Source organism: Mesorhizobium sp. WSM3873 (assembly GCF_001672445.1).
Lineage (GTDB): Bacteria > Pseudomonadota > Alphaproteobacteria > Rhizobiales > Rhizobiaceae > Mesorhizobium.
This window is the reverse complement of the sequence record NZ_LYTM01000055.1, coordinates 125,688-149,501: the sequence shown is the minus strand read 5'-3', so window position 1 is coordinate 149,501 and position 23,814 is coordinate 125,688. Positions and strand designations below refer to the sequence as shown.

At 64.6% G+C, this 23,814-nt stretch carries 22 protein-coding genes and 1 tRNA gene; 11 read left to right on the top strand and 12 right to left on the bottom strand.

Features of this window, described 5'->3' with window-relative positions:
* Positions 1-6: 6 nt before the first annotated feature.
* The gene (gene argB, locus A9K71_RS26705; RefSeq protein ID WP_067003018.1) at positions 7-900 is read right to left on the bottom strand and encodes an acetylglutamate kinase; all 894 of its coding nucleotides are present in this window, start codon (positions 898-900) and stop codon (positions 7-9) included.
* A gap of 242 nt (positions 901-1,142) precedes the next feature.
* Positions 1,143-2,639, bottom strand: coding sequence for an amidase (locus A9K71_RS26700; protein WP_067003016.1), 1,497 nt, complete (start codon positions 2,637-2,639; stop codon positions 1,143-1,145).
* Between the two features lie 176 nt (positions 2,640-2,815).
* On the opposite strand from A9K71_RS26700, the gene A9K71_RS26695 reads away from it, so the two are divergent.
* From A9K71_RS26695 to msrB, 4 genes are all read left to right on the top strand, one after another.
* Positions 2,816-3,355, top strand: coding sequence for a sigma-70 family RNA polymerase sigma factor (locus tag A9K71_RS26695; RefSeq protein ID WP_067003014.1), 540 nt, complete (start codon positions 2,816-2,818; stop codon positions 3,353-3,355).
* Positions 3,352-4,074, top strand: a complete 723-nt coding sequence (locus A9K71_RS26690) for an anti-sigma factor (protein WP_197504280.1) — start codon at positions 3,352-3,354, stop codon at positions 4,072-4,074. The genes A9K71_RS26695 and A9K71_RS26690 overlap by 4 nt, the downstream gene beginning before the upstream one ends.
* Positions 4,075-4,281: 207 nt before the next feature.
* Positions 4,282-4,839 carry a fasciclin domain-containing protein gene (locus A9K71_RS26685; protein WP_067003009.1) on the top strand — a complete coding sequence of 186 codons (558 nt, stop codon included), beginning with the start codon at positions 4,282-4,284 and terminating at the stop codon, positions 4,837-4,839.
* 195 nt (positions 4,840-5,034) lie between these two features.
* A complete protein-coding gene (gene msrB, locus A9K71_RS26680; protein WP_067003007.1) occupies positions 5,035-5,538 on the top strand; it encodes a peptide-methionine (R)-S-oxide reductase MsrB in 504 nt (167 codons plus the stop codon).
* A 93-nt stretch (positions 5,539-5,631) separates the two neighbouring features.
* Here the strand turns inward: msrB and A9K71_RS26675 are convergent, their stop codons facing one another.
* Both A9K71_RS26675 and A9K71_RS26670 read right to left on the bottom strand, forming a co-directional pair.
* Complete coding sequence (locus A9K71_RS26675) at positions 5,632-7,236, bottom strand: DHA2 family efflux MFS transporter permease subunit (RefSeq protein ID WP_067003293.1); 1,605 nt, start codon at positions 7,234-7,236, stop codon at positions 5,632-5,634.
* 116 nt (positions 7,237-7,352) lie between these two features.
* The gene (locus tag A9K71_RS26670; protein ID WP_067003005.1) at positions 7,353-8,537 is read right to left on the bottom strand and encodes an HlyD family secretion protein; all 1,185 of its coding nucleotides are present in this window, start codon (positions 8,535-8,537) and stop codon (positions 7,353-7,355) included.
* Positions 8,538-8,672: 135 nt separating this feature from the next.
* Here A9K71_RS26670 and A9K71_RS26665 point away from each other — a divergent pair, with 135 nt between their 5' ends.
* Together A9K71_RS26665 and A9K71_RS26660 are read left to right on the top strand one after the other, a co-directional pair.
* Positions 8,673-9,371, top strand: a complete 699-nt coding sequence (locus A9K71_RS26665) for a TetR/AcrR family transcriptional regulator (RefSeq protein ID WP_067003003.1) — start codon at positions 8,673-8,675, stop codon at positions 9,369-9,371.
* A gap of 215 nt (positions 9,372-9,586) precedes the next feature.
* Positions 9,587-12,040, top strand: a complete 2,454-nt coding sequence (locus A9K71_RS26660) for a DNA translocase FtsK (RefSeq protein ID WP_067003000.1) — start codon at positions 9,587-9,589, stop codon at positions 12,038-12,040.
* A gap of 158 nt (positions 12,041-12,198) precedes the next feature.
* On the opposite strand, the gene yihA is transcribed toward A9K71_RS26660, so the two are convergent.
* The 3 genes from yihA to A9K71_RS26645 all read right to left on the bottom strand — a co-directional run bounded on the left by yihA (position 12,199) and on the right by A9K71_RS26645 (position 13,892).
* Entirely contained in the window at positions 12,199-12,870 is a 672-nt protein-coding gene (yihA, locus tag A9K71_RS26655) for a ribosome biogenesis GTP-binding protein YihA/YsxC (RefSeq protein ID WP_067002997.1), read from the bottom strand.
* Positions 12,867-13,505, bottom strand: coding sequence for a CatB-related O-acetyltransferase (locus A9K71_RS26650; protein WP_067003291.1), 639 nt, complete (start codon positions 13,503-13,505; stop codon positions 12,867-12,869). The genes yihA and A9K71_RS26650 overlap by 4 nt, the downstream gene beginning before the upstream one ends.
* Before the next feature lie 96 nt (positions 13,506-13,601).
* The gene (locus A9K71_RS26645) at positions 13,602-13,892 is read right to left on the bottom strand and encodes a hypothetical protein (protein WP_245299785.1); all 291 of its coding nucleotides are present in this window, start codon (positions 13,890-13,892) and stop codon (positions 13,602-13,604) included.
* Between the two features lie 191 nt (positions 13,893-14,083).
* Here A9K71_RS26645 and A9K71_RS30930 point away from each other — a divergent pair, with 191 nt between their 5' ends.
* From A9K71_RS30930 to A9K71_RS26630, 3 genes are read left to right on the top strand one after another with little or no spacing between them, the layout of a single operon-like run.
* Complete coding sequence (locus tag A9K71_RS30930; protein WP_082980729.1) at positions 14,084-14,338, top strand: hypothetical protein; 255 nt, start codon at positions 14,084-14,086, stop codon at positions 14,336-14,338.
* On the top strand, positions 14,331-15,623 hold the full coding sequence (locus tag A9K71_RS26635; RefSeq protein ID WP_082980728.1) for an HlyD family secretion protein: 1,293 nt from the start codon (positions 14,331-14,333) through the stop codon (positions 15,621-15,623). Before A9K71_RS30930 ends, A9K71_RS26635 begins: the two co-directional genes overlap by 8 nt.
* Positions 15,620-17,161, top strand: a complete 1,542-nt coding sequence (locus tag A9K71_RS26630; RefSeq protein WP_067002991.1) for a DHA2 family efflux MFS transporter permease subunit — start codon at positions 15,620-15,622, stop codon at positions 17,159-17,161. The genes A9K71_RS26635 and A9K71_RS26630 overlap by 4 nt, the downstream gene beginning before the upstream one ends.
* Positions 17,162-17,509: 348 nt before the next feature.
* Here A9K71_RS26630 and yidC read toward each other — a convergent pair whose 3' ends face one another.
* Genes yidC through rpmH form a run of 3 tightly spaced genes read right to left on the bottom strand, consistent with a single transcriptional unit; the run spans position 17,510 to position 19,846 of the window.
* Positions 17,510-19,327: a membrane protein insertase YidC gene (yidC, locus tag A9K71_RS26625; RefSeq protein ID WP_067002989.1), complete on the bottom strand. Its 1,818-nt coding sequence runs from the start codon at positions 19,325-19,327 to the stop codon at positions 17,510-17,512.
* Positions 19,328-19,341: 14 nt separating this feature from the next.
* Positions 19,342-19,695, bottom strand: a complete 354-nt coding sequence (gene rnpA, locus A9K71_RS26620) for a ribonuclease P protein component (protein ID WP_067002987.1) — start codon at positions 19,693-19,695, stop codon at positions 19,342-19,344.
* 16 nt (positions 19,696-19,711) lie between these two features.
* Positions 19,712-19,846 (bottom strand): 50S ribosomal protein L34, encoded by a 135-nt coding sequence (rpmH, locus tag A9K71_RS26615; protein ID WP_008833937.1) that lies wholly within the window; start codon positions 19,844-19,846, stop codon positions 19,712-19,714.
* Positions 19,847-20,101: 255 nt separating this feature from the next.
* On the opposite strand from rpmH, the gene A9K71_RS26610 reads away from it, so the two are divergent.
* Entirely contained in the window at positions 20,102-21,595 is a 1,494-nt protein-coding gene (locus tag A9K71_RS26610) for a HAMP domain-containing sensor histidine kinase (RefSeq protein ID WP_067002984.1), read from the top strand.
* A 201-nt stretch (positions 21,596-21,796) separates the two neighbouring features.
* A tRNA-Arg gene (locus tag A9K71_RS26605) sits at positions 21,797-21,873 on the top strand.
* A 368-nt stretch (positions 21,874-22,241) separates the two neighbouring features.
* On the opposite strand, the gene A9K71_RS26600 is transcribed toward A9K71_RS26605, so the two are convergent.
* Both A9K71_RS26600 and A9K71_RS26595 read right to left on the bottom strand, forming a co-directional pair.
* Complete coding sequence (locus A9K71_RS26600; RefSeq protein ID WP_067002982.1) at positions 22,242-22,715, bottom strand: isoprenylcysteine carboxylmethyltransferase family protein; 474 nt, start codon at positions 22,713-22,715, stop codon at positions 22,242-22,244.
* A 21-nt stretch (positions 22,716-22,736) separates the two neighbouring features.
* Positions 22,737-23,633 carry an NAD(P)/FAD-dependent oxidoreductase gene (locus tag A9K71_RS26595; RefSeq protein ID WP_067002980.1) on the bottom strand — a complete coding sequence of 299 codons (897 nt, stop codon included), beginning with the start codon at positions 23,631-23,633 and terminating at the stop codon, positions 22,737-22,739.
* Positions 23,634-23,814: the final 181 nt, after the last annotated feature.

Below are 23,814 nucleotides of genomic sequence, written 5' to 3'. Positions count from 1 at the left end.
TAATCGCTACGGCACGATCAGCGTGCCGGCCCCGTGCTCGGTGAACAGCTCGAGCAGCACCGAATGCGGCGTCTTGCCGTTGAGGATGACCACGCCCTCGACGCCGCGCTCGATCGCCTCGATGCAGGTCTCGACCTTCGGGATCATACCGCCCGATATCGTGCCGTCCTTGATCAGCGCCTTGGCCTCGCCGACCGTCAGCTCGTCGATCAGCTTCTTGTTCTTGTCGAGCACGCCGGGCACGTCGGTCAGGAACAGCAGGCGCGAGGCGCGGCAGGCGCCGGCGATGGCGCCGGCAAAGGTATCGGCGTTGATGTTGTAGGTATGGCCGTCGCGGCCGGGCGCCACCGGCGCCAGCACCGGGATCATCTCGGAACGGGCCAACAGATCGAGCAGCGTGCGGTCGACCTCGACCGGCTCGCCGACGAAACCGAGATCCAGCACCCGCTCGATGTTGGAATCCGGGTCGATCATGGTCTTGCGCGCCTTTTCGGCGAAGACCATGTTGCCGTCCTTGCCGCAGAGACCGATCGCCCATTCGCCTTCGGCGTTGATCAGCGCCACGATTTCCTTGTTGATCGAGCCGGCCAGCACCATCTCGACGATCTCGACCGTCTTCTGGTCGGTGACGCGCAACCCGCCCTCGAACTTGGATTCGATGCCCATCTTGTTGAGCATGGCGCCGATCTGCGGCCCGCCGCCGTGAACGACGATCGGATTGACGCCGGACTGTTTGAGCAGCGCGATGTCGCGGGCAAAGGCCTTGCCGAGCTCGTTGTCGCCCATGGCATGGCCGCCATACTTAACCACCACCGTCTTGTTCTCGTAGCGCTGCATATAAGGAAGCGCGCGCGAGAGCAGCGCGGCCTGCATTTCGGCGTTGGCGGCGATGTCCGTCATCGGTGCTTTCCCCAGGTGGCAAGGATGGCGGGCGTCTTAGCGGGAATTGCCGCAGGTCGCAAACGGCTTTGCGCTCACAATGACGAAATCGGCGGGTTTCAAGGTCTGTCGACATTCAGGTCAGGTCGAGTCGAGAATGGCGGATTTCGAGAACCGGAACAGAGCGTACTTTCTGCTACGTGAGTACCGGAAGCGCAGAAAACCGCCATTCGCAGGCCGGCATCACCTGAATATCGACAGACCTAGCCGGGCACCTTGAGCGGTGCGCGGCGCTTCAGCCATCCCGAAATCTTCTCCATTTGCGCTGCGAGCGACAAAAGCGTCTCCTCGTCGCCTGGCCGTCCCGCGGCCTGGATGCCGAGCGGCAGGCCACCTGCGGTGACATGCACCGGCAGCGCGATCGAGGGCTGGCCGCTGACATTGTGGATCGCCGGCCAGGGAGTGAACCACAGGCTCTTGTCCATCAGTTGGCCGAAAAATGATTTGATCCTGAGCAGCCTGGTAAGATGCAGTTTGTCGAGGACGTTCTCGACGAGCTCGTCGGCGCCTTTCGGGTCCATCGCGCCGCAGGCGAGCGGCGGGTGCGCAATGATCGGCATCAGCACGGCATCGAAGCGCGCGGTGTCTTCGATCATCTGTCGCGCGGTGGCGTTGAGCCGCTGCACGGCGTCATAGACCTCGCCGGCGGACAGCATTTCGCCGAGGCCGCCGAGCACGCGCGTCGCACGTTCGACCTCGCCGGTCACCGGGCGGCCGACGCGCTTCGCCTCGGCACGCATCATGCCTGCGACGGCCGAGGCGACGCTCTTGCAGAAATTCGCGATGAAGTCGCGGCCGATATAGGGCAGGTCGATCTCTTCCACCGTGTGCCCGCCCTCGCGCGCCAGCGCCACCGCGGTGTCCAGCGCTTCGATCGTCTCAGCCGAGATCGGCAGGCCGAGCGGCGATTTGCGGTAGACGGCGAGGCTGAGCCGGCCTGGATCGCGGGCCGCGGCAGCAGCAAAGGAGCCTTTCGGCTCCCGCGCCGCATAAGGCGACAGCGGATCGGCGCCGTGCGTCAGGTCGAGCAGGAGGGCTGTGTCGCGCACCGAGCGGCTTACCGCATGGTCGACGACCATGCCGTACCAGCTCTCGCTGGTGAGCGGCGTCAGCGGCACCCGGCCGCGCGAGGTCTTGAGCCCGACCAAGCCGCTGCAGGCCGAAGGCACCCGGATCGAGCCGCCGCCGTCGGAAGCGTGCGCCGCCGGCACCACGCCGGCCGCCACCAGCGCCGCCGATCCGCCGGACGAGCCGCCGGTGGTGTGGCCGGTGTTCCAGGGGTTGCGGGTGATGCCGAAGCGGGCCGATTCGGTCATCAGCCGCAGCCCATGCTCGGGCGAGGTGCTGGTAGCGATCGGGATCAGGCCCGCGGCCAGATAGCGCTCGACCATCACCGAGTTGAAATCGGCCGTGAAGGCCGGGATGCGGCTGCCGCCATGGATCGGCACGCCCTTGATGCCGATGCCGAGATCCTTCAGCGCGAAGGGCACGCCGGCGAGCGGCTGCTTGCGGTCGATCGCCTTCGCCCGCGCCCTGGCGGCGTCATAGAGCGGCGTCGCTATGGCGTTGATGTCGGTTCTTGTCGCCTCGGCGCGGGCGATCGCGGCGTCGACCAGCTCCCGCGGCGAGATTTCCCCCTTGTGGACGAGCTCGGCAAGTCCGGTCGCATCCTGTTCCCAAAGCACGCGTTCAATTGACATTGCCGCTCCCCTGTTTTGGCGAAGGCTATCGCATGAAGCCGCAAATCGAAATCCGGATTTGCGTTGTTCATCTCGCATTGGAGAAGATGACTTCACGTACTGGCGATGCGGCAGCCTTGGGTGGACAACACCGCCGGTGCCGTTGCAAATAGATCGCAATCTTCTAATTTGCCTGCATGGGGCCTCAGGACATCAGCAAGCTGATCGTCCGGACTTCGATGAAGGACCGGGCTGCGTTCGATCTGCTCTACAAGCAGACCAGCGGGAAACTTTTCGGCGTCTGCCTTCGTGTATTGAGGGACAAGAGTGAGGCGGAAGAAGCGCTGCAGGAGGTCTTCGTCAAGATCTGGACCAAGGCCGATCGTTTCGCGGTTTCCGATCTCAGCCCGATTTCCTGGCTGGTGGCCATTGCGCGCAATCATGCGATCGACCGCATCAGGGCCCGGCGCGGTCCTTCCGCCAATATCGATGCAGCGCTCGAGGTCGCCGATCCGGCGCCGGGGCCTGAGGCCATGGCTGTCGCGGGCGGCGAGACCGACCGCATCTACCATTGCCTCGACGAATTGGAGAAAGACCGGGCGGCGGCGGTCCGAGGCGCCTATCTCAACGGCGAAAGCTATGCCGAGCTGGCGGAGCGCCACAAGGTCCCGCTGAACACGATGCGGACTTGGCTGCGGCGAAGCTTGCTCAAACTGAGAGAATGCCTGGAAAGATGACGCTGGCGGAAGAAAACGGACCGGAACGCGGAGGCGACGACCTGCTCGCCGCCGAATACGTTCTCGGCGTTCTGGCAGCCGACGAACGCCAGATCGCCTCCCGCCGCATCGATACCGAGGCGGGTTTTGCCCGCCTGGTCGATGCCTGGGATGCCCATTTCGCGCCGATAGCGGCTGCTTACGCTGCGGTCGAGCCGCCGGCTTCGGTGAAGGCGGCGATCGACCGCCGGCTGTTTGCCTCATCAGTGGCCACCCCCGCCGCGCCCAGCACCGGCCTGCTGGGGAGCCTCGCCTTCTGGCGCGGGCTTGCCGCGGCCGCGCTTGCCGCTTTGGCCGTCTTTGTCGCCCTGCCTCTCGTCAATCCGCCGTTGCCGCAGCCCGAAACCAGGCTGGTCGCCTCGCTCGCCGCCGACAACAGCAACGTCAAATACCTCGCTGTCTACGACGCAGCCCGCCAGGAGGTCGGCCTCTCGCATGTTTCCGGCGAACGCGGCGCCGGCAAGGATTTCGAGCTGTGGATGATCGAGGGCAAGACTGCGCCGGTCTCGATGGGCGTCATCCCGGCCGGCCAGACCGCGCGCATGGCCGTCACGCCGGCCGTGCAGGAGAAGCTGGCGCAAGGCGCCGTGCTCGCCGTCAGTCTCGAGCCGGCCGGCGGTTCGCCGACCGGCCAGCCGACCGGCCCCGTCGTCGCCGCGGGCGATCTGAAGGGCATCTGACGACATTTCGGAAAAGAATTGGAGACTAGCCCAAGTCTATCCACCCGACATGTGTCGGCAGCAGCGCTTTCGTGCGCTTAGACGCGGTACGTTTGCATCCGGGCCGACGAATAAAAAATCTTCGAAGTTCGCGAAACTAAGTTTTTGACGCGTCGTATCTCCTCGCGTTCCCAAGGATGGGGAAAACAACCCGAGGAGACTGATACAATGCGTAAACTCGCCACCCTTCTGCTTGCCTCTGCAATCGGCCTTTCGGCGCTTGGCGCCGTTGCCTATGCCGCCAATCCGATGGTCGGCGGCGCCCCGATGTATGCCAAGAAGAACATCATCGAGAATGCCGTCAATTCGAAGGACCACACCACGCTGGTCGCCGCCGTCAAGGCCGCCGGCTTGGTCGACACGCTGCAGACCCGCGGTCCTTTCACCGTCTTTGCCCCGACCAACGAGGCCTTCTCTGCACTTCCGGCCGGCACCGTCGAGACGCTGCTCAAGCCCGAGAACAAGGACAAGCTGACCAAGATCCTCACCTGCCATGTCATTGCCGCCAAGGCGCTGGCCGCCGACGTCGCCAAGATGGCCAAGGCCGATGGCGGTGCGCATGAGGTCAAGACCGTCGGCGGCTGCGCCCTGACGCTGAAGTCCGAAAAGGGCAAGGTCACGGCGACCGACGAGAACGGCAACGTCGCTCATGTCACGATCGCCGACGTGCGCCAGTCGAACGGCGTCATCCACGTCGTCGACAAGGTTCTTCTGCCGAAGATGTAACAAAGCGCGTGCGGCCGGCGAAGTGGCGTATGTCCGCGTCGGCCGCACGGTCTCCCTCCCACGATCCGTGTTGCCGTCAAGCGCCGCTCCGCATCGCCAGGGCTTCGGTCGACGCGGGGTGGCGCGCGAACCGTCAACGGCTTTTGCTTTTCCGGTGGCGTCCTAGTTTGTAAGATCACGTCAGGAGGAAAGGCCATGAACCGTCGCGACTTTCTCTGGAGCGGTGCCGCCGCCACTGCCCTCGCAATCGGAGCCGGAGCGGCGTTGCACATGGGCGGCGCGAAGCCGGCTCTGGCCGCCGAGACCCTCGAGATCACCAAGACCGACGCCGAATGGCGCGCCATCCTTTCGGATGCCGCCTTCGACGTGCTGCGCAGGGAGGGCACCGAATATCCGGGCACCAGCCCGCTGCTCAACGAACACCGCAAGGGCATCTTCGCCTGCGCCGGCTGCGACCTGCCGGTCTATCCGTCGGAAACGAAGTTCGATTCCGGCACCGGCTGGCCGAGCTTCTGGCAGGAGATCCCCAATGCCATCGGCAAGACCGAAGACCGTTCGCTCGGCATGACGCGCACCGAGGTGCATTGCCGCCGCTGCGGTGGTCATCTCGGCCATGTCTTCGACGACGGCCCGCCGCCAACCGGCCTGCGCCACTGCATCAACGGCGTGGCGCTGACCTTCAAGCCCGCCGCGGCCTGAGCGGACTGCGATCTGCCCAAAGAAATGACCCCGGAAATCGACGACGATTTCCGGGGTCACACGTTGAGGACGCCAGGCGGGGGTTCCGGCTCCTCAATGGCCTCCGCCGCCACCGCCGCCTTGCTGCGCCGGCTTGTTGATGAACAGCACGAAAAATCCGAGCGAGGCGAACAGCACGGTCAGCATCATGAACACGTCCATGAACGACAGCAGCGCCGCCTGCTGCTGCACCATGCCGGACAGCTTTGAAATGGCGGCGGTCGTGGCGTCGAGGCCGGCGTTTTGCTGGAAGGTCAGCGTCATGTTCTGCAGCTTGGTCTGCGCGGCCTCGCTGCCCCACTGCACATGCTCCGAAAGCCTTGCATAGTGGAAGGCATTGCGGTCGATCAGCACCGTGTTGATGACTGCCAGGCCGACGGCACCGCCGAGATTGCGGGTCAGGTTGAACAGGCCCGACGCATTCTTCAGCCGCTCCGGCGGCAGCGTGCCGAGCGCGATGTTGTTGATCGGCACCATGCACAGCATCATCGAGCAGCCGCGCAGGATCTGCGGGATCAAGAGCTCATAAAAATCCCAGTCGGCGGTGAGATGCGTCATCCACCATGTGCCGGTGGCGAAGCCGATGAAGCCGACCATCATCATCAGCCTGAGATCGATCTTGTTCGACAGGATGCCGGCAACGGGCGCGGTGAAGAACATCGCCAGGCCGCTGACGAACAGCGCCTCGCCGATCATCATCGAATCGTAACCGCGGATGCGGCCGAGGAACACCGGATAGAGGTAGGTCAACCCATAAAGGCCGATGCCGACCACGAAGGAGAACAGCGAGCCGAAGGCGAAATTGACATTGTTGAAGGCCCGCAGATCGACGATCGGCTCCTCGGCGGTGAAGACGCGCCAGAAGAAGATGAGACCGCCTATGGTCATGATGATGGCGCAGGCAAAGACGGCCGGCTCCTGCAGCCAGTCATGGTTCGGGCCTTCCTCCAGCACGTATTCCATGCAGCCGAGGAAGGCGGCCATGCCGATCAGGCCCCACCAGTCGAACTTGGAAAACAGCTTGAGGTTCGGCTTGTCGAAATCGATCAGCGACCAGGCAGCCGTCGCCACCAGTATGCCCGGCACGACATTGATCAGGAACAGCCAGTGCCAGGACATGGCATGGCTGATATAGCCGCCGACCGTCGGGCCGATGGTCGGCGCCAGCGTCGCCACGAGGCCGATCATCGGCGAGACGACGGCGCGGCGCGACGGCGGGAAGATGGTGAAGGCGGCAGCGAACACGCTCGGAATCATGCCGCCGCCGATAAAGCCCTGGATGGCGCGGTAGACGATCATCTGGTCGATGTTGGTGGCGGTCGCGGCCAGCGCGCTTGCTGCTGTGAAGCCGGCGGCCGCGGTCGTGAACAGCACGCGGGTCGACAGCATGCGGCTGAGGAAGCCCGACAGCGGGATCATCACCACTTCCGCGATCAGATAGGCGGTCTGAACCCACGGGATCTCGTCGGAGCTGGCGCTGAGGCCGGCCTGGATCTCGGCCAGCGATGCCGAGACGATCTGGATATCGAGGATCGCCATGAACATGCCGAACACCATCGCCAGGAAGGCGATGACGCGGCGCGCCGGCATGTGGTCGGCGGGTGCGGCGGCTGCCGGCCGGGCCGGCGCTGCTCCTGCGGTAATGGTTGCGGTTGCCATCTCATGGCCTCCCTGCGGCAGCTCCAAAAGTGCGCGGCGTTTTCCGCCCGGAACTGCGTCAAAACAGGCTGGGCGGCTCGGCGCTCAATTGGCCACCGGGCCGCCCCCAAAACTGCTCAGTTGGTCGTCGCGGCCGGCGCGGTGCGGCTGTCGGCGGCGACGATGACGCTCAGGCCGGCGCGCAGCTTGCCGGTCTTCAGCACGTCGGCCGGCACGTCGATGCGGACCGGCACGCGCTGCACGACCTTGGTGAAGTTGCCGGTGGCGTTTTCCGGCGGTAGCAGCGAGAACACCGCGCCCGAAGCCGGCGCCAGCGACGAAACCGTGCCCTCGAAGGTCTGGCCGTCGATGGCATCGACCGTGATGCGGACCTTCTCGCCAGGCACCAGCCGGCCAAGCTGCGTCTCCTTGAAGTTGCCGACGATGTAGAGCTTGTCCATCGGCACGACGACGGCGAGCTTCTGGCCGGGCGTGACGAGGTCGCCCTGTTCGACCGAGCGGTTGCCGACGACGCCGTCATAGGGCGCCTTGAGCACGGTGAAGGAAAGGTCGCGCTGCGCCTTGTCGCGGGTGAGCTGCAGCGAGGCGAGCGTGCTGGCGGATTCCGCGCGCTGGGCTTCGAGCACGCCGATATTGGCCTGCGCGGCGGTGATCTGCGCGTCGGCGCCGGCAAGGGCTGCCTTGGCCTGGTCGAGCGCCGTCTGGGCGTCGTCGAGCTGCGCCTGCGTGCCGACATGGGTCTTGAGCAGCTGCGCCGCGCGGGCCTGTGCGCGTGCCGCATTGTCGGCCGCCGCCTGGTCGGCGATCTTCTGCGCCTGTGCTTGCGCCAGCGAGGCCTGCGCCGCCTTGGTTTGCGCATCGATGCGGTCGAGCGTCTTCGCCAGCGTGGCGATCTGCGCCTCCGTCTGGCCGACCGCGATTTTGTAGTCGCCGTCATCGATGACGAACAGCGGATCGCCGGCCTTGACCCTCTGGTTCTCGCTCACCAGCACCTTGTCAACATAGCCGGAGATTTTCGGCGACACGAACGACATGTCGGCCTGGACATAGGCGTCGTCGGTGGAGATCATGAACCGGCCGTCGGTCCAGTAATCGTAGCCGTACCAGGAGCCGGCGCCGAGGAGGCCCAGCCCGATGATCGGCAGCAGCAGCGAGCGGACAGAGCGCTTCTTCTTGGCCGGCGCTTCGGCAGGCGCGGGAGGAACGGGCAGTACAGGCGCTTCCGGAGCTTCGGTCGACGGCTGGACCTTGGCGTTGGGGAAATTGCGGACTTCGGCGGTAGCGGGCGCGTTCGAGGACATGATAATCTCTCTGGGACAAGTCAGTCAGACTGAACCGTTCGGTTCGAATTGGTGATTGACATAGCGCGAAAAGAGGCCCATATCAAGAGCAAATCGAACCGGTTGGTTCGAAATATTTCGCGAGGTTTGACGTCGATGGTCGAAACGACAGCCGAAAGCGATCTGCTCGACCTGCGCAAAGGCCGTCCCGCGGCCGGGCAGGATCCGATCAAACGGGCCCAGATCATCGAAGGCGCGCGCCGCGTCTTCATCGACAAGGGCTTCGAAGCCGCGTCGATGAACGACATCACGCGCGAGGCCGGCGTCTCCAAGGGCACGATCTATGTCTATTTCGCCAACAAGGAAGAGCTGTTCGAGGCTCTCATCGAGGAAGAGCGCGGCACCATCTTCAAGAATATGTATGAGGTGCTCGACCATTTCGACGACCTGCGCAAGACGCTGGTGAAGTTCGGCATGGTGCTCTCAGCCAAGATCACCTCGGCCAAGGTCATCCAGGCGCAGCGCACCGTGGTCGGTGCTTCCGACAGGATTCCCGAGCTTGGCGCCCGCTTTTACGAGCGCGGTCCCAAGCGTGGCCACGACAAGGTGATGATCTTCCTCAATGAAGCCGTCGAACGCGGCCTGCTAAAGATCGACGATGTCGATCTCGCCGCCTATCAGTTCACCGAGCTCTGCCTCGCCGGCCTCTTCCGCCAGTGCATCTTTTCCTACCGCACCAAGGCGCCGAGCCAGGCCGAGATCGAGCATGTCGTCCGCTCCGGCGTGAACGTCTTTCTGAAGGCCTACGGCACCGAGAAGCTCGCGGCCGAGGAGCAGGCCTCGCTCTCGGCGTGAACCTGCGGCGCGCAGCGATTGCGAAGGAACGCGAGGCGCTTTGACGACGCTACGGCGCCGCGGCAACCGACTTCGATGCCACCGGTCACCTCCTTCTTCCAGCCCAACTCGAACCGTCGACCGGCACTTTCCCGGACCCTTCCGGAAGAGCTTGTTAACCATCGGTTCCTATGTCTCGGGACACGTTTGTTCGACGAATCTCGAGTGTGACATCCATGCGTTTTACCCGTGCCAATCCTTCCGGCGCTTCCGCTTACGGCGACAACGACGACAGCAGCTCGGAAGACGCGCGGCATCATGGCGCTGCCGTGCCGCCGCAGCGACAAACGGGGCAGGTCGTCACGCTGCGAGCCGCCGCTGACGGCGAATCGAACGCCGCCGATTCGGCTGGCGGCGACGAGTTCGGCGGCCAGGCCTGGCAGCAATATTTCTTCCTCGCGCCCAATGTGCGCTTCACTCGCACGCCGGATTCCGACAAACGGCCCGCACCGGAGCCAGTTGATGAAGCGCCGGCCAAGGCGGTGCCTTCCCGCGGCGTTTCCATTCGCCCGGCGCCGCCGGCGGCCCAGCCGGCCAATCCGGCCCGGGCAATTCCCGCCGCGGCCGCCACCGCTCCGGCCAAGCCGTCGCAGGCCATCGTCAAGCCGCAGCAGGCCAGCGCCGCGCCGCCGCCACGGGCCGTAGCCACTCCGGCACAAAAGCCGCAGCCGCCGAAATTTCGTTGGTCCTATCTTTCCGACGATGCGTTTTTCGAGTTCAGCCTGCCCTTGCTCGCCGAGCGCCTGGCGCGGGCACGGCTGAACGATCCTTTGCAGACCCCCGCGGCTCCCGCGCGGATGAGTCCTGCGGCGCAACCGAGCCCGTTCCGCCCCGCCGCGATCGGCGAGGCGACCTCGTTCTACCGCGTCATCGAATGGCGCTCGCACGGGCCGGCCGCAAGTCTGGCCCCGCTGACTCCGTCGGTCGATCTGCCCGCGCTCCGGCCCGCTCCTGTGGAAATCGAATCGCGCGCGCCCGCGCCTGAGTCCGTCGCGCCGCGTTCCGCTGCAAAGAGCGCCCAGGTCGCGAGACCCGCGCCGTCCCTGCCCGTCGCCGGCAAGGTCGCGCCGCAGCCCGCTTCGGCCGGCTACGAGCTTCCGTCCGAGGAATTGCTGCAGATGCCGCCGGAAGGCCAGGGCTTCTACATGTCGCAGGAGCGGATGGAACAGAACGCGGACCTGCTCGAAAGCGTGCTGGAGGATTTCGGCGTCAAGGGCGAGATCATCCATGTCCGGCCGGGTCCGGTCGTCACGCTCTACGAGTTCGAGCCGGCGCCGGGCGTGAAGTCCAGCCGCGTCATCGGCCTGGCCGACGACATCGCCCGCTCCATGTCGGCCATCTCGGCGCGCGTCGCCGTGGTGCCGGGCCGCAATGTCATCGGCATCGAACTGCCCAACGAAACGCGCGAGACGGTCTATTTCCGCGAGCTGATCGAATCGGCCGGCTTCCGCAACACGTCGTGCAAGTTGGCGCTGGGGCTGGGCAAGACCATCGGCGGCGAGCCGGTCATCGCCGACCTCGCCAAGATGCCGCATCTGCTGGTCGCCGGCACCACCGGCTCGGGGAAGTCGGTCGCCATCAACACCATGATCCTGTCGCTGCTCTACCGGATGAAGCCGGCGGAGTGCCGCCTCATCATGGTCGATCCCAAGATGCTCGAATTGTCCGTCTATGACGGCATCCCGCATCTGCTCACGCCGGTCGTCACCGATTCCAAGAAAGCGGTCACCGCGCTCAAATGGGCGGTGCGCGAGATGGAGGAGCGTTACCGCAAGATGGCGCGCCTCGGCGTGCGCAACATCGACGGCTACAACCAGCGCGCCGCGGCCGCCCGCGACAAGGGGGAGGTCGTCGTCATGCAGGTGCAGGTCGGCTTCGAGAAGGGCACGGGCGAGTCGCTGTTCGAGGAGCAGGAGATCGACCTCGCGCCGATGCCCTACATCGTCATCATCGTCGACGAGATGGCCGACCTGATGATGGTGGCCGGCAAGGAGATCGAAGGCGCCATCCAGCGGCTGGCGCAGATGGCGCGCGCCGCCGGCATCCATTTAATCATGGCCACACAGCGCCCGTCGGTCGACGTCATCACCGGCACCATCAAGGCCAATTTCCCCACCCGTATCTCCTTCCAGGTGACGTCCAAGATCGACAGCCGCACCATCCTTGGCGAGCAGGGCGCCGAGCAGCTGCTCGGCCAGGGCGACATGCTGCACATGGCCGGCGGCGGGCGCATCGTGCGCGTGCACAGTCCCTTCGTCTCCGATCTCGAGGTCGAGCACGTCGTGGCGCATTTGAAGGCGCAAGGCCGCCCGGAATATCTCGATACGGTCACCGCCGGCGAGGAAGAGGAAGAAGATCCGGCCGACACGGGTCCAGTCTTCGACAAGGGCTCGATAGACGCCGAAGATGGCGACGCCCTCTATGAGGAGGCGGTCAAAGTGGTCAAGCGCGACAAGAAATGCTCGACCTCCTACATCCAGCGCCGCCTCGGCATCGGCTATAACCGCGCCGCCTCGCTGGTCGAACGCATGGAGAAGGAAGGCCTGGTCGGCGCGCCCAACCATGTCGGCAAGCGCGAAATCCTTGCCGGCCGGCGCGACCATGCGCCGGAGCGCGACGAGACGGATTGAGCGGGCGTTAGGGCGCGCAGTCAGGTCGGCCGATCGCGGCTGGTCCTGCCCGTCCTTGTTCTATCTGGGGCCCTCGGGGAGAGGTCAGCCGGGCGAAGCGGAGACTGGGTGAGGGGGAGCGCAGTACGCGGCTGCCCTGCTCCAAGGCGAAAAATGCGTCAGCCGCCGTTCGCCACCAAGGCGATCGCCGCGCGCAGATCCTCGAGCCCTGAGGCCTTTTCCGACGAAGTCGCGAGCACCGCCGGGAACGCCGCCGGCCGTTTCTTGATCTTGGCAAGCGTCTCCTCGATCAGCTTCGGCACGCCGGCTGCCTTGATCTTATCGGTCTTGGTCAGCACGATCTGGTAGGACACCGCCGCCTTGTCGAGCAGCGACAGCACCTCCTCGTCCTTGGCCTTGATGCCGTGCCGGGCGTCGATCAGCACATAGACGCGCTTCAGCGTGACGCGGCCCTGCAGATATTCGAAGATCAGCTTCGTCCAGGCATCGACCTTGTCCTTCGGCGCGCTGGCGTAGCCGTAGCCCGGCATGTCGACCAGCGCCATCGGCGGCAGGTCGGCGCCTTCGCCGGAGAAGCCGTCCGGCACGAAATAGTTCAGCTCCTGCGTACGTCCCGGCGTGTTGGAGGTGCGCGCCAGCCCCTTCTGGCCGACCAGCGCGTTGATCAGCGACGACTTGCCGACATTGGAGCGGCCGGCAAAGGCGATCTCCGGCGGCCCTTCCGGCGGCAGGAATTTCATCGACGGCACGCCGCGGATGAAGATCCACGCGCGGGTGAACAGCTCCGGACTTATGGCAGTTTCGCTCGTGGTTTTATCCGGCGCGTTCAAACGGCGGCCTCCAGCTTGGAAATATCGGCGCCGCGAATGGCGTTGAGGTTGCGGCTGACCTTGTCGACCGGCCAGTTCCACCAGGCCGCTTTCAAAAGCCGTCGCACCGTGAACTCATCGAAGCGCATCTTCACCACCTTGGCCGCATTGCCGGCGACGATCGCATAGGGCGGCACGTCGTGCGTGACAACCGATTTCGCGGCGACGATCGCGCCATGGCCGATCTCGATGCCCGGCATGATCACCGCATCCATGCCGATCCACACGTCATTGCCGACGATCGTGTCGCCGCGGATCTCTTTCGACCAGGTCTCGGGGTCAAAACCTTCCTCCCAGCCACGGCCAAAAATGTTGAACGGATAGGTGGAGAAGCCGGACATGGCGTGATTGGCGCCGTTCATGATGAAGCGGGCACCCTCGGCGATGGCGCAGAACTTGCCGATGATCAGCCTGTCGCCGATGAAGGGATAGTGGTGCAGCACGCACCTCTCGGCGAATTTGTCCGGGCCGTCGGGATCGTCGTAATAGGTGAAGTCGCCGATCTCGATGTTCGGCGCATTGACCAGCGGCTTCAGGAAGCCGACGCGCGGATGCATCGCAATGGGATGCTTGATATTGGGATTGGGTCCGGTCATCGCGGTCAGTCCATAGTTGGCAGGCACGAGGCGGCGCCCTGGCGACGCTGTCTCCCGATCAAACTAACGTGATCCGGCTGCAGCACCAACCCGCGCTCAGCGGCTGCCGCGACAGATCACGATCGGGTTGGAAAGCGCGCTGTCGAAACCGCTGCCCTGGTAGACCTGGACGTTGGAGGCGCCGGGCGGCAGCGTGAAACTGCCGTCGACGACTTTCTGGTCGCCGACCGTGGTGTGCAGGGCCCAGCTATAGGTGCAGAACTGCGGCGGAGCCTTGGGTTGCACGTGGCTGCAGTTGAGCTGCGCGCCGCCGAGCATTGCCGCGCCGCCGCAGCTCACCGCTTCCTTGGCGGCGGCCGGAAACGCGCATGTCAGCAGGGCAGTCACGGTCGCAATTCTGAGCCGGTTCGTCTTCATTTTTCGTGCGTGCCTCTGCCGGCCTTCGGTTGCGCCACGTCGGCGCGACATTTGCTCCAGGCGGCTTAGCCGGTCTTGCACACCGCGTCCAGCAGGATTATGTGCATGATGATAATAAGCATGCTCACGAAAGCCTGTCTGCCGACTCCGAAGTTCCTCCCATGCCTTCCTCGCTCACCAGCAGCTTCGTGCTGCACGACGTCGCGCGCCTGCCCGGAAAACGCTTCGAGCAGCGCTCGCGCCGCTCGGGCCTGACCCGCGGGCATTGGCAGGTGCGGGCTTATCTGTCTCGACAGCAAGGCATTCACCTTTCCGCGGAGGCGCGGCAGCAGCTGCAAACACTTTGTCTGATCAAATCCAATCTGTTCGAGGCCTGCGCCCAGCCGGCTGTCGACCGGGAGAAAGTCCATGTCTGAACCAGCCTCACCACGCAAGCCCGCCGACGGCGACAATGCCGGCGACAGAAGCAGCGACCAGGTCATTCGCCTGGACAGCCAGCGCGAGCAAAGGCGTGCCGCCAATCCGGCGATCGAAAACGATGAGCTGGAAGCGCCTGTCGCGCCGGAACCCGCTGCGCTCGAAGCACCCTCGGCCCAGCCGAAGCCGGCCGCCGTGACGATAGCTTCGCCGGCCCGAGCCAAGCCCCGGCGCAGCCTGACCCGGCCCGTCCTGTTTGCGCTGCTTCCTGTGGCGCTGGCGGTCGGCGGCTATTACTACGTCGTCGGCGGTCAGGTCATGACCACCGACAATGCCTATATCCAGGCGCAGTCGCTCGGCGTCTCCACCGATGTCTCCGGCACCGTGCAGGAGATCGACGTGCATGACAACGAGGCGGTTAAGAGGGGCCAGGTGCTCTTCCGCTTGCGGCCGGCCTCGTTCGAGACGGCGCTGGCCGGCGCTCAGGCGCAACTCGGCACGGTGCGCAACCAGGTGTTGACCTTGCAGGCGAGCTACCAGCAATCGCTGGCGCAGATCGCCCAGGCCGAGGCCGACATCCCCTATTACGAGTCGGCCTTCCAGCGTCAGCAGGATCTGCTCAAGACCTCAACCGCCTCGAAGGCGACTTTCGACAGCGCCCAGCACGATCTCATCGCCGCCCGGCAGAAAGTCATCGTCGCCAAGGCGCAGGCGCAGGCAACGCTCGCCCAGCTCGGCGGCGACGCCGACCAGCCGGTCGAGAAGAACCCCTTCTACCTGCAGGCCCAATCGGCGCTGGATGATGCCCAGCGCAATCTCGGCGATTCCGTCGTCAAGGCGCCGTTCGACGGCGTCGTTACCAATGTCGATGCGCTGCAGGTCGGCAAGTACCTTCCCGCCTCGCAGCCGGCCTTCAGCCTGGTCTCGTCGACCGACATCTGGATCGCCGCCGAGCCGAAGGAAACCGAGCTCACTTATGTCCGGCCGGGGCAAAAGGCGACGATCAGCATCGATGGCTATCCGGGCGAGGTCTGGCATGGCGAGGTCGGCAGCATCAGCCCGGCCTCGTCCTCGAGCTTCTCGCTGCTTCCGGCGCAGAACACCAGCGGCAACTGGGTCAAGGTCGTGCAGCGCATTCCGATGCGGGTGACGATCGACGACCCGCAAGGCAAGCCGCCGCTGCGCGGGGGCATGAGCGCGGTTGTCAGCATAGACACCGGCCATGCCCGCGGCCTGCCCGATTTCGTGACCGACCTCTTCAAGCGGTTTGAGCAAAAGTCATGAGCACCGTCGCCACGGGCACGCCTGCGGTCGCCAATCGCGGAGCCATCACCGCCTGCGTCATCCTGGCGGTCATCATGCAGGCGCTGGACACCACCATTGCCAATGTGGCGCTGCCCTATATCCAGGGCAGCGTGTCGGCGAGCGCCGACCAGATCAACTGGGTGCTCACTTCCTATATCGTCGCCGCGGCGGTGATGACGCCGCCTTCGGGCTATCTTGCCAACCGCTTCGGCCGCAAGCGCATCCTGCTGGTCGCCATCACCGGCTTCGTCGTCGCCTCGGTGCTGTGCGGCTTTGCCCAGTCGCTGCCGCAGATCGTCGGCTTTCGGCTGCTTCAAGGCCTGTTCGGCGCCGCCCTTGTACCGCTGTCCCAGAGTATCCTGCTGGACATCTACAGCGTCGAGGAGCGCGGTTCGGCCATGGCGCTGTTCGGCGTCTCGGTGATGGTCGGCCCGGTGCTTGGGCCCGTCATCGGCGGCTGGCTGACCGAGAATGTTTCCTGGCGCTGGGTCTTCTACATCAACGTGCCGATCGGCGTGCTGGCTTTCGCCGGCGTCTCGATGTTCGTGCAGGAGACCAAGCTCGACCTCAAGGCCCGGCTCGACTGGTTGGGTTTCGGCATGCTCAGCCTCGCCATCGCTTCGCTGCAGATGTTCCTCGACCGCGGCGAGCAGCTCAACTGGTTCTCCTCGTCCGAGATCATCGTCGAGGCGCTGGTCTGCGCGTCGGCCTTCTATATCTTCATCGTCCACACCTTCACCGCCCGCGACACCTTCGTGAACCCGCGGCTGTTCCTCGACCGGAATTTCGCGGTCGGCATGGTGTTCATCTTCATCATAGGCATCACCTATCTCGCCTCGCTGGCGCTGATGACGCCCTACCTGCAAACGCTGATGGGCTATCCCGTGGTGACCGCCGGCATCGTCATGGGGCCGCGCGGCCTAGGCACCATGGCCTGCATGTTCCTTGTCGGCCGGCTGGTCGGCAAGGTCGACACGCGCTGGCTGCTGTTCACGGGGCTCGCGGTCACCGCCTGGGCGATGTACGACATGACCGGCTGGACCCCGGACGTTTCGCAATGGACGATCATCCGCACCGGCTTCATCCAGGGCGCCGGCTTAGGCTTCCTGTTCGTGCCGCTCACCACCATCACCTTCGCCACGCTGGCGCCGGAACGGCGCGCTGAAGGGACGGGCCTCTACAATCTGTCGCGCAACATCGGCTCCAGCGTCGGCATCTCGGTCGTCACCGCGCTTCTGACGCAGAACCAGCAGATCAACCATGCCAACATCGCCGACTATGTGACGCCCTATAATCCGGCGTTCGGCGATCCGGCGATCGCGCAGGCGCTGAGCCCTTACACCGCCGCCGGCCGCGCCGCGCTCGACGGGCTGGTCACGCTGCAGGCAACGATCATCAGCTATGTCGACGACTTCGAGCTGATGATGTTGCTCTCGCTCGCCGCCATCCCGCTTGTGCTTCTGCTGCGCAAGCCTGGCACACCGGCCAAGGTCGACCACAGCGCCGTCATGGAGTGACCTGGTGCATGTCGCCCAAAAGCGTGGAGCGGTTTTGGGAAAACGACACTGCACTAAAACAAAGTCCCTAAAGCGCGTCGCGCTTTAGGAGGAAAAACCGGGGTCCCCCCGCGGGACCCCGGCCTGCCGGACGGCCTTCCCAACACCGGCGTCGCTGCGCCGGAAGCCGTCGCGGCTTTTGGGGAGGACCGGGGAAGCTACGAGGCAGGCCATGCCGCAGTTTCGCGGGGGCAGGCCAAATTCCGAAAGACGGCTGCGCGAAGTTCTGTCCGGAGCGCCATAGGGCAAGCCGCCAACGAAAAAACCCCGGTCATGCCGGGGTTTTTGGCGTTAGGGCCGGGGTGCCGTCTATTCCGCCGGCGATGGTTTCTTGCGGAACATCGCCGCCAGATTGTCCCACAACTCGATCTTGGCGCCCTGGCGCTTCATGATCACGCCCTGCTGCAGGATCGAGAGCAGGTTGTTCCAGGCCCAGTAGATGACGAGGCCGGCCGGGAAGGAACCCATCATGAAGGTGAAGAGGACCGGCATCCAGGTGAACACCGCGGCCTGCGTCGGGTCCGGCGGCGTCGGGTTCATGCGCATCTGCAGGAACATGGTGATGCCCATCACGACCGCCCAGGCGCCCATATGCGGGAGGAAGGCCGGCGGCGCGAAGGGCAGCAGGCCGAACAGGTTGAACACCGAGGTCGGATCGGGCGCCGCGAGGTCGTGGATCCAGCCGAAGAACGGCGCGTGCCGCATCTCGATGGTGATGTAGAGCACCTTGTAGAGCGAGAAGAAGACCGGGATCTGCAGCGCCACCGGCCAGCAGCCGGCCAACGGATTGATCTTTTCCGTCTTGTAGAGCTCCATCATCGCCTGCTGCTGCTTCATCTTGTCGTCCGCGTATTTCTCGCGGATTTCCAGCATCTTCGGCTGCACTTTCTTCATGTTCGCCATCGACGCGTAGGACTTGTTGGCCAGCGGGAAGAAGATGGCCTTGACGATGACGGTCGTGGCCAGGATCGCTAGGCCGAAATTGCCGAAGAATTTGTAGAGCGTGTCGATCAGCCAGAACATCGGCTTGGTGATGAAATAGAACCAGCCCCAGTCGATCAGCAAATTGAACTGGCGAATATGGCGGTCAGCCTCATAGGCGTTGATCTTGGCGACTTCCTTGGCGCCGGCGAACACTTCGGTTTCGATGGTTGCGGACTGGCCGGCCTCGATGTTGATCGGATCAGTGAGGAAGTCGGATTGGTAGCGATGGCGCCCGTCCTCGAAATAGCCGTAGCGTGGCTGGAAGGGCTGCTTTTCGGTCGGCACCATGGTGACGGCCCAGTACTTGTCGGTGATGCCGAGCCAGCCGTCGGTCGACTTGCCTGGCTTGACTTCCTTGTCCTTCTCGATGGCGGCGTATTTGTATTCCGTCAGCCCCTCGGTGCCAGTAACGCCGATCAGGCCTTCATGCAGCACATAAGTGCTGGCGACCGCCGGCTTGTCGTAGCGCGTGACGCGACCGTAGTTGAACAGGCTGACGGCAGCGCTTCCCGAATTCTGCACGGTGTCCGAAACGGTGAACATATAATCGTTGTCGACCGAGATGGTGCGCTTGAAGGTCAGGCCCTTGTCGTTGGTGTAGGTCAGCGTCACCGGCGTCGACGGGGTCAGCGTCGGATTGCCCTCAACGCTCCACACCGTGTCGGAACTCGGCACCGCGCCGGTCTTGTCGGTGCCGACGAACCCGATCTCGGCGAAATAGCCGGTCGGTAGCGCCTGCGGATTGAGGAGTTGGATCTCGGGCGAATTCTTGTCGACCGTCTCGGTGTAGTGCTTGAGCTTGAGGTCGTCCAGGCGAGCGCCGGTGAGATTGATCGAGCCCTCGAGGCTCGGCGTGTCGATCTTGATGCGCTTGGTCGCGGCAACAGCCTGGTCACGGCTCTCGACAGTGACTGTCTCGCCGCCAGGTGCGGTCGGGATGGCGCCCGGAGCCGGCGCCGGCGTCCCGGCCGCGCCCGGATTGGTCCCCTGCGCTTCCTTCTTCTGCGCCTCGACACGCTGCTGCTCGATGCGGGCCTGCTCGCGTTGCTGCTCCATCTTGGGGTTCATGTAGAACACCTGCCAGAGCGTCAGGATCAGCACCGACAGCGCGATGGTGATGAAGAAATTGCGGTTGTTTTCCATCGAAAGCCCTTGGCCTATCGTGTTCCGCGCAGCCGGCGGGAAAGCTCGGCCTTCAACTGGCCGAACGGAATGGCAAGCACGTCTTCGCGCCCGACGATGACATAGTCACTGCCGGGCGCCATGTCATCGGCGGCATGCGTTCGCACGGCTTCTCTCAGCCGCCGCCGGACGCGGTTGCGCACCACGGCGTTGCCGACCTTGTTGGTCACGGTGTAGCCGACGCGTGGCGCACAATCGTCGCCCCGGTCGAGAACCTCGACGAGAAAAAGCCGCCCGCGGCGCTTCTCGCCGCCGCGCACAGCCATGAAATCCGCGCGTTTCAGAAGCCGCCCGGGAGTTTTCCCCTTTGGCTTGCCGGTTGCGGGCAACGATCTCGTCTTTCGTTCAGGCGCTGAGCCGCTTGCGGCCGCGGTTGCGGCGGGCTGCGACGACGCCGCGGCCACCCTTGGTGGCCATGCGGGCACGGAAACCGTGCCGGCGCTTGCGGACGAGTTTGGACGGTTGGTAGGTACGCTTCATTTGTTTTAATACCGCGGCGTGCGGCCCTTCTTGATTCTGTCACACTGTAACAGGAGCTTTGCCGGGCCAGTTATAGGCGCGATCGAAACCGCGCCGGGACGGAAGGCCCGAGCGTGAGCGGGCTTATAGGAAGAAGGATTTTGGAAGTCAATCCAGCCCGCCTAAAGGCATTTTTTCACTGGCCGGCGGCGAAATTGGCAAAAAAGCCGCAAATCGCATAATCTTGCTCGATCAAGCCTTCGTGAAAACCGCGTCATGACAAGTGAAGTCCTGTCAACGGATGAAAAGCCACGCCCCGCGGCGGCAAGCTCGCCGCGCCGGGTGCCGCTGTCGCGCGGTCTGTCGACCAAGCTTCTGCTTCTCACCATCGTCTTCGTGCTGCTCGCCGAAATCCTGATCTTCCTGCCCTGGATCGCCAGCTACCGGGTGAACTGGCTGAAGGAGCGGCTGAGCACCTCCGCCGCCGTGTCGATCGTGTTGCTGCAGGGCGAGCCCAACTCCCTGTCGCACACCGCCCAGAATGACGTGCTGATGGCGATCGGCGCCAAGGCGATCGCGGTGCGCGACGGCGGCGTCTCGCGGCTGCTGGTCGTGGCCGACATGCCGCCGAAGGTCGACGAGCATATCGACATTGCCAATGTCGGCCTGGTCAACGGCATGACCGGCGCGCTGGAAACGTTGTTCGCCGGCGGAAACCGGATGCTGCGCGTCTTCGGCCCGGTCGGCGACAGCGACAAGGAATTCGAGCTGATCATGCCGGACTACAGTCTGCGCAACGCCATGCTCAGATATTCGCGCAACGTCGCCGTCGTCTCGCTGCTGATCTCGCTGTTCACCGCCATGCTCGTCTATGCGGCGATCGATCTGATCATGATCGGCCCGATCCGCACCATGACGCGCTCGATCCTGTCCTTCTCCGAAGCGCCGGACGATCCCGGCCGCATAATTTGCCCGACGGAGCGTGCCGACGAGATCGGCGTCGCCGAGCGCGAGTTGTCGCAGATGCAGGATCGGCTGCAAAAAATGCTCGCCGAGCAGAAGCACCTCGCCAACCTCGGGCTTGCCGTGTCCAAGATCAACCACGACATGCGCAACATCCTGGCTTCCGCGCAGCTTATGTCGGACCGGTTGCGCCAGGTGAAGGATCCGACCGTCCAGTCCTTCGCGCCGAAGCTGTTGCGCGCGCTCGACCGCGCCGTCGCCTATTCGGAGGGCGTGCTTGCCTATGGCCGCACACAGGAGCCGGCGCCGTCGCGCCGCCGCTTGCGGCTGCGCCAGCTGGTCGACGACGTGCACGGCCTGCTCGACATCGAGGAGGGCATCGAATTCATCAATGCCGTCGAGCTCACCTTCGAAGTCGACGCCGATTCCGACCAGCTCTTCCGCGTGCTCACCAATCTGTGCCGCAACTCGGTGCAGGCAATGGCGGCCGACACGGAGAGCGCGGTGGTGCGTCGGCTCGCCGTCTCGGCCGAGCGCTTGGGCAGCGTCAGCCGCATCACCGTCAGCGACACCGGCCCCGGCCTCCCGCCCAAGGCGCGCGAGAACCTGTTCGCCGCCTTCCGCGGCTCGGCGCGCAGCGGCGGCACCGGCCTTGGCCTGGCGATCGCCCATGAGCTGATCCGCGCCCATGGCGGCACGGTGGAGCTGGTCGAATCGATCGGCGGCCGCACGGTCTTCGCCGTCACCATCCCCGACCAGCCGGTGCGGCTCGATCAGGCCCGCAACGGCCTGCGCCGCCCGGCTTGACCGTGGCAGGCCAGGGAAGACGTTCCCGCTTCGGAGTTCCGCGAAGCAAAGACCCCGGTCGGAATGTGATCCTGTAAACGCCTGCGACAAAACTTTGCCGGGCCGGCTTGCTTTTCCGAAATTCAGTCGTTAGGGAACACTCGACATCGCGGCCGGCGTCTCGACCGGATCGCGGGGCTTGTGTCTCACACGGCCTGATGCGCGCCCGTAGCTCAGCTGGATAGAGCACCAGACTACGAATCTGGGGGTCAGGAGTTCGAATCTCTTCGGGCGCGCCATTTTGTAATGCACATACCAATGTGGTGCGGACGTCGTCAGGCTTCCTAAGGTGGCCGCTTCCAGACCCTTTCCGCACATTCCAGTCCGTTTCGGTCCGATGACCGGAGTTGGCCGGTGGCGGTCTCTCCGCTCTTGGTTACCGCTTCTCGAAAGCAGACGTCGGCATGCATTGCGTCGACGGCTCATTTGTGGCGGCAAGCGGTGACCAAATCTGTGCGTCTCCTCAGGCGCCCGGGTGTACTGCGGGGTCAGCCGGCCAGTCGGTTTTCCATGACACCGGCCCGCAACCTTCAGAATATGATAGCTCGCGGCAAGGAAGCCGGTGCTGGTTTATCAGAAAGCCCCGCAGGCGGCAGCGGCGGAACAGTCAGAGCCAGCGGCGAACCTCGGCCTTATAGCGGCGGTAGTCGTCGCCGAACTTCGCTTCGAGATAGCGCTCCTCGCGGTCGATCACCTGCGTCTGGATCGCGATCAGCACCAATGGGAGCAACGCGAAGGCGATCGGCCCGTCGAAGCCGATCGCAAGGCCGGCATAGATAAGCGCCATGCCGAGATACATGGGATTGCGGGTCCACCGATAAGGACCGGTCGTTGCGATGAGGGTCGTTGGCTGCGACGGCGGAACGTTGGTGCCCAGCCGCCGGAACAGCCCCGCCGCCGCAAGCATCATCGCCGCGCCGGCAACGAACAGCAGCGCGCCCGTCGCGACCAGCAACCGCCAGTCGATGTCGAAAGAGCGCAGGGTGACGAACCGCTCCGCCGCCAGCCCCAACAGCAGCGCTCCCAGATAGACCAAAGGCGGAGGGAAGCGCACACCCGCGCTGTCCGGTTCGACGGCCATGGTCCTCTCCAATCTCTGCTCTCAAACCAGCATGGACTGCTGGGCGAAGATACCTGCCATCGCGCCGTGCGATGATGCCAGGGTAACCGATGGCGGCGTGAGGGGGTTGGCGAGGTCGCCGGCAGCGTAGATGCCGGGCATGCTGGTTTCGCGGCGCTCGTCGACCTTGAGGATGATGCCGACGGGCGTATCGACCGTGGCGAGGCCCAGTGATTGATGCAGGCTTGCGGACGGTTTGTTGCGCGGATGCGCGAACAGGATGTCGACCGCGACATTCGGGCCGGTATCGAGCTTGACGGTGGCGTTATGGCCCCCGTGATGGGCGATCTCGATGATCCGGCCATCGACGACAGGTGTGTTGCGGCGCGCCAGATCGGCCCGGATGTCGGGCGGAATGTCATGACCATCGGCGAACACCGTCAACCTGTCGGTCCAATCGTGGAACAGCCTGACCTGATTGTGCGACTGCCGGCCGGACCAGACGAGGCCCCAATGCTGGCCGGCGACTTCAAAGCCGTCGCAATAGGGGCAGGGCACGATGGACGTGCCCCAGCCTTCGGCAAAGCCCGGCACATCAGGCATCTGGTCGATGACGCCATAGCTCAGGATCAGGCGGCGCGCCATAAGGGTTTCGCCATCATCAGTGACGACTGAGAAATCGTCGATGGCGCCGGAGACGCTTTCGGCCCGGGCATTGACCAGCTTGACCGTGGGATAGCGGGCCAGCTGCTGCCGCGCCTCAGCCAGGATGTCCAGCGGTGGCTTGTGATCATGGCCGAGCAGACCATGCGAGTGGCCGGCGAAGCGATTGCGCGGCAGGCCGGTATCGAGAACGGTGACTTTGCGGCGGGCACGGCCGAGCTGCAGGGCGCCAGCGAGACCGGCAAAGCTGCCGCCGATGATGATGACGTCATCCATGGTGATGGGCTCCGTGTTGTGGTTGGAGGGGGTTGGGTTGGGCCTGGCGCGCAATATCGTCCAGCGAGTCGCCCATCACTGCGTTGACGATGCCGCATTCGATATCGCCGGGCGGCCCGGATTTGGAGGACATGGTTGAAACCTACCCAATGGCTTGCGCATTTAAGAAACTGTATGGTAT

Excerpts from the sequence above, each read along its gene's own strand:
- A9K71_RS26695 (WP_067003014.1), top strand. The coding sequence starts at position 2,816 with ATGGGGCCTCAGGACATCAGCAAGCTGATCGTCCGGACTTCGATGAAG.
- A9K71_RS26650 (WP_067003291.1), bottom strand. The coding sequence starts at position 13,505 with ATGACCGGACCCAATCCCAATATCAAGCATCCCATTGCGATGCATCCG.
- yidC (WP_067002989.1), bottom strand. The coding sequence starts at position 19,327 with ATGGAAAACAACCGCAATTTCTTCATCACCATCGCGCTGTCGGTGCTG.
- A9K71_RS26600 (WP_067002982.1), bottom strand. The coding sequence starts at position 22,715 with ATGGCCGTCGAACCGGACAGCGCGGGTGTGCGCTTCCCTCCGCCTTTG.
- A9K71_RS26635 (WP_082980728.1), top strand. The coding sequence starts at position 14,331 with ATGTCTGAACCAGCCTCACCACGCAAGCCCGCCGACGGCGACAATGCC.
- A9K71_RS26670 (WP_067003005.1), bottom strand. The coding sequence starts at position 8,537 with ATGTCCTCGAACGCGCCCGCTACCGCCGAAGTCCGCAATTTCCCCAAC.
- A9K71_RS26610 (WP_067002984.1), top strand. The coding sequence starts at position 20,102 with ATGACAAGTGAAGTCCTGTCAACGGATGAAAAGCCACGCCCCGCGGCG.
- A9K71_RS26665 (WP_067003003.1), top strand. The coding sequence starts at position 8,673 with ATGGTCGAAACGACAGCCGAAAGCGATCTGCTCGACCTGCGCAAAGGC.
- A9K71_RS26675 (WP_067003293.1), bottom strand. The coding sequence starts at position 7,236 with ATGGCAACCGCAACCATTACCGCAGGAGCAGCGCCGGCCCGGCCGGCA.
- A9K71_RS26660 (WP_067003000.1), top strand. The coding sequence starts at position 9,587 with ATGCGTTTTACCCGTGCCAATCCTTCCGGCGCTTCCGCTTACGGCGAC.
- msrB (WP_067003007.1), top strand. The coding sequence starts at position 5,035 with ATGAACCGTCGCGACTTTCTCTGGAGCGGTGCCGCCGCCACTGCCCTC.
- argB (WP_067003018.1), bottom strand. The coding sequence starts at position 900 with ATGACGGACATCGCCGCCAACGCCGAAATGCAGGCCGCGCTGCTCTCG.
- A9K71_RS26690 (WP_197504280.1), top strand. The coding sequence starts at position 3,352 with ATGACGCTGGCGGAAGAAAACGGACCGGAACGCGGAGGCGACGACCTG.
- A9K71_RS26700 (WP_067003016.1), bottom strand. The coding sequence starts at position 2,639 with ATGTCAATTGAACGCGTGCTTTGGGAACAGGATGCGACCGGACTTGCC.
- A9K71_RS26595 (WP_067002980.1), bottom strand. The coding sequence starts at position 23,633 with ATGGATGACGTCATCATCATCGGCGGCAGCTTTGCCGGTCTCGCTGGC.
- A9K71_RS26685 (WP_067003009.1), top strand. The coding sequence starts at position 4,282 with ATGCGTAAACTCGCCACCCTTCTGCTTGCCTCTGCAATCGGCCTTTCG.
- rpmH (WP_008833937.1), bottom strand. The coding sequence starts at position 19,846 with ATGAAGCGTACCTACCAACCGTCCAAACTCGTCCGCAAGCGCCGGCAC.
- A9K71_RS30930 (WP_082980729.1), top strand. The coding sequence starts at position 14,084 with ATGCCTTCCTCGCTCACCAGCAGCTTCGTGCTGCACGACGTCGCGCGC.
- A9K71_RS26630 (WP_067002991.1), top strand. The coding sequence starts at position 15,620 with ATGAGCACCGTCGCCACGGGCACGCCTGCGGTCGCCAATCGCGGAGCC.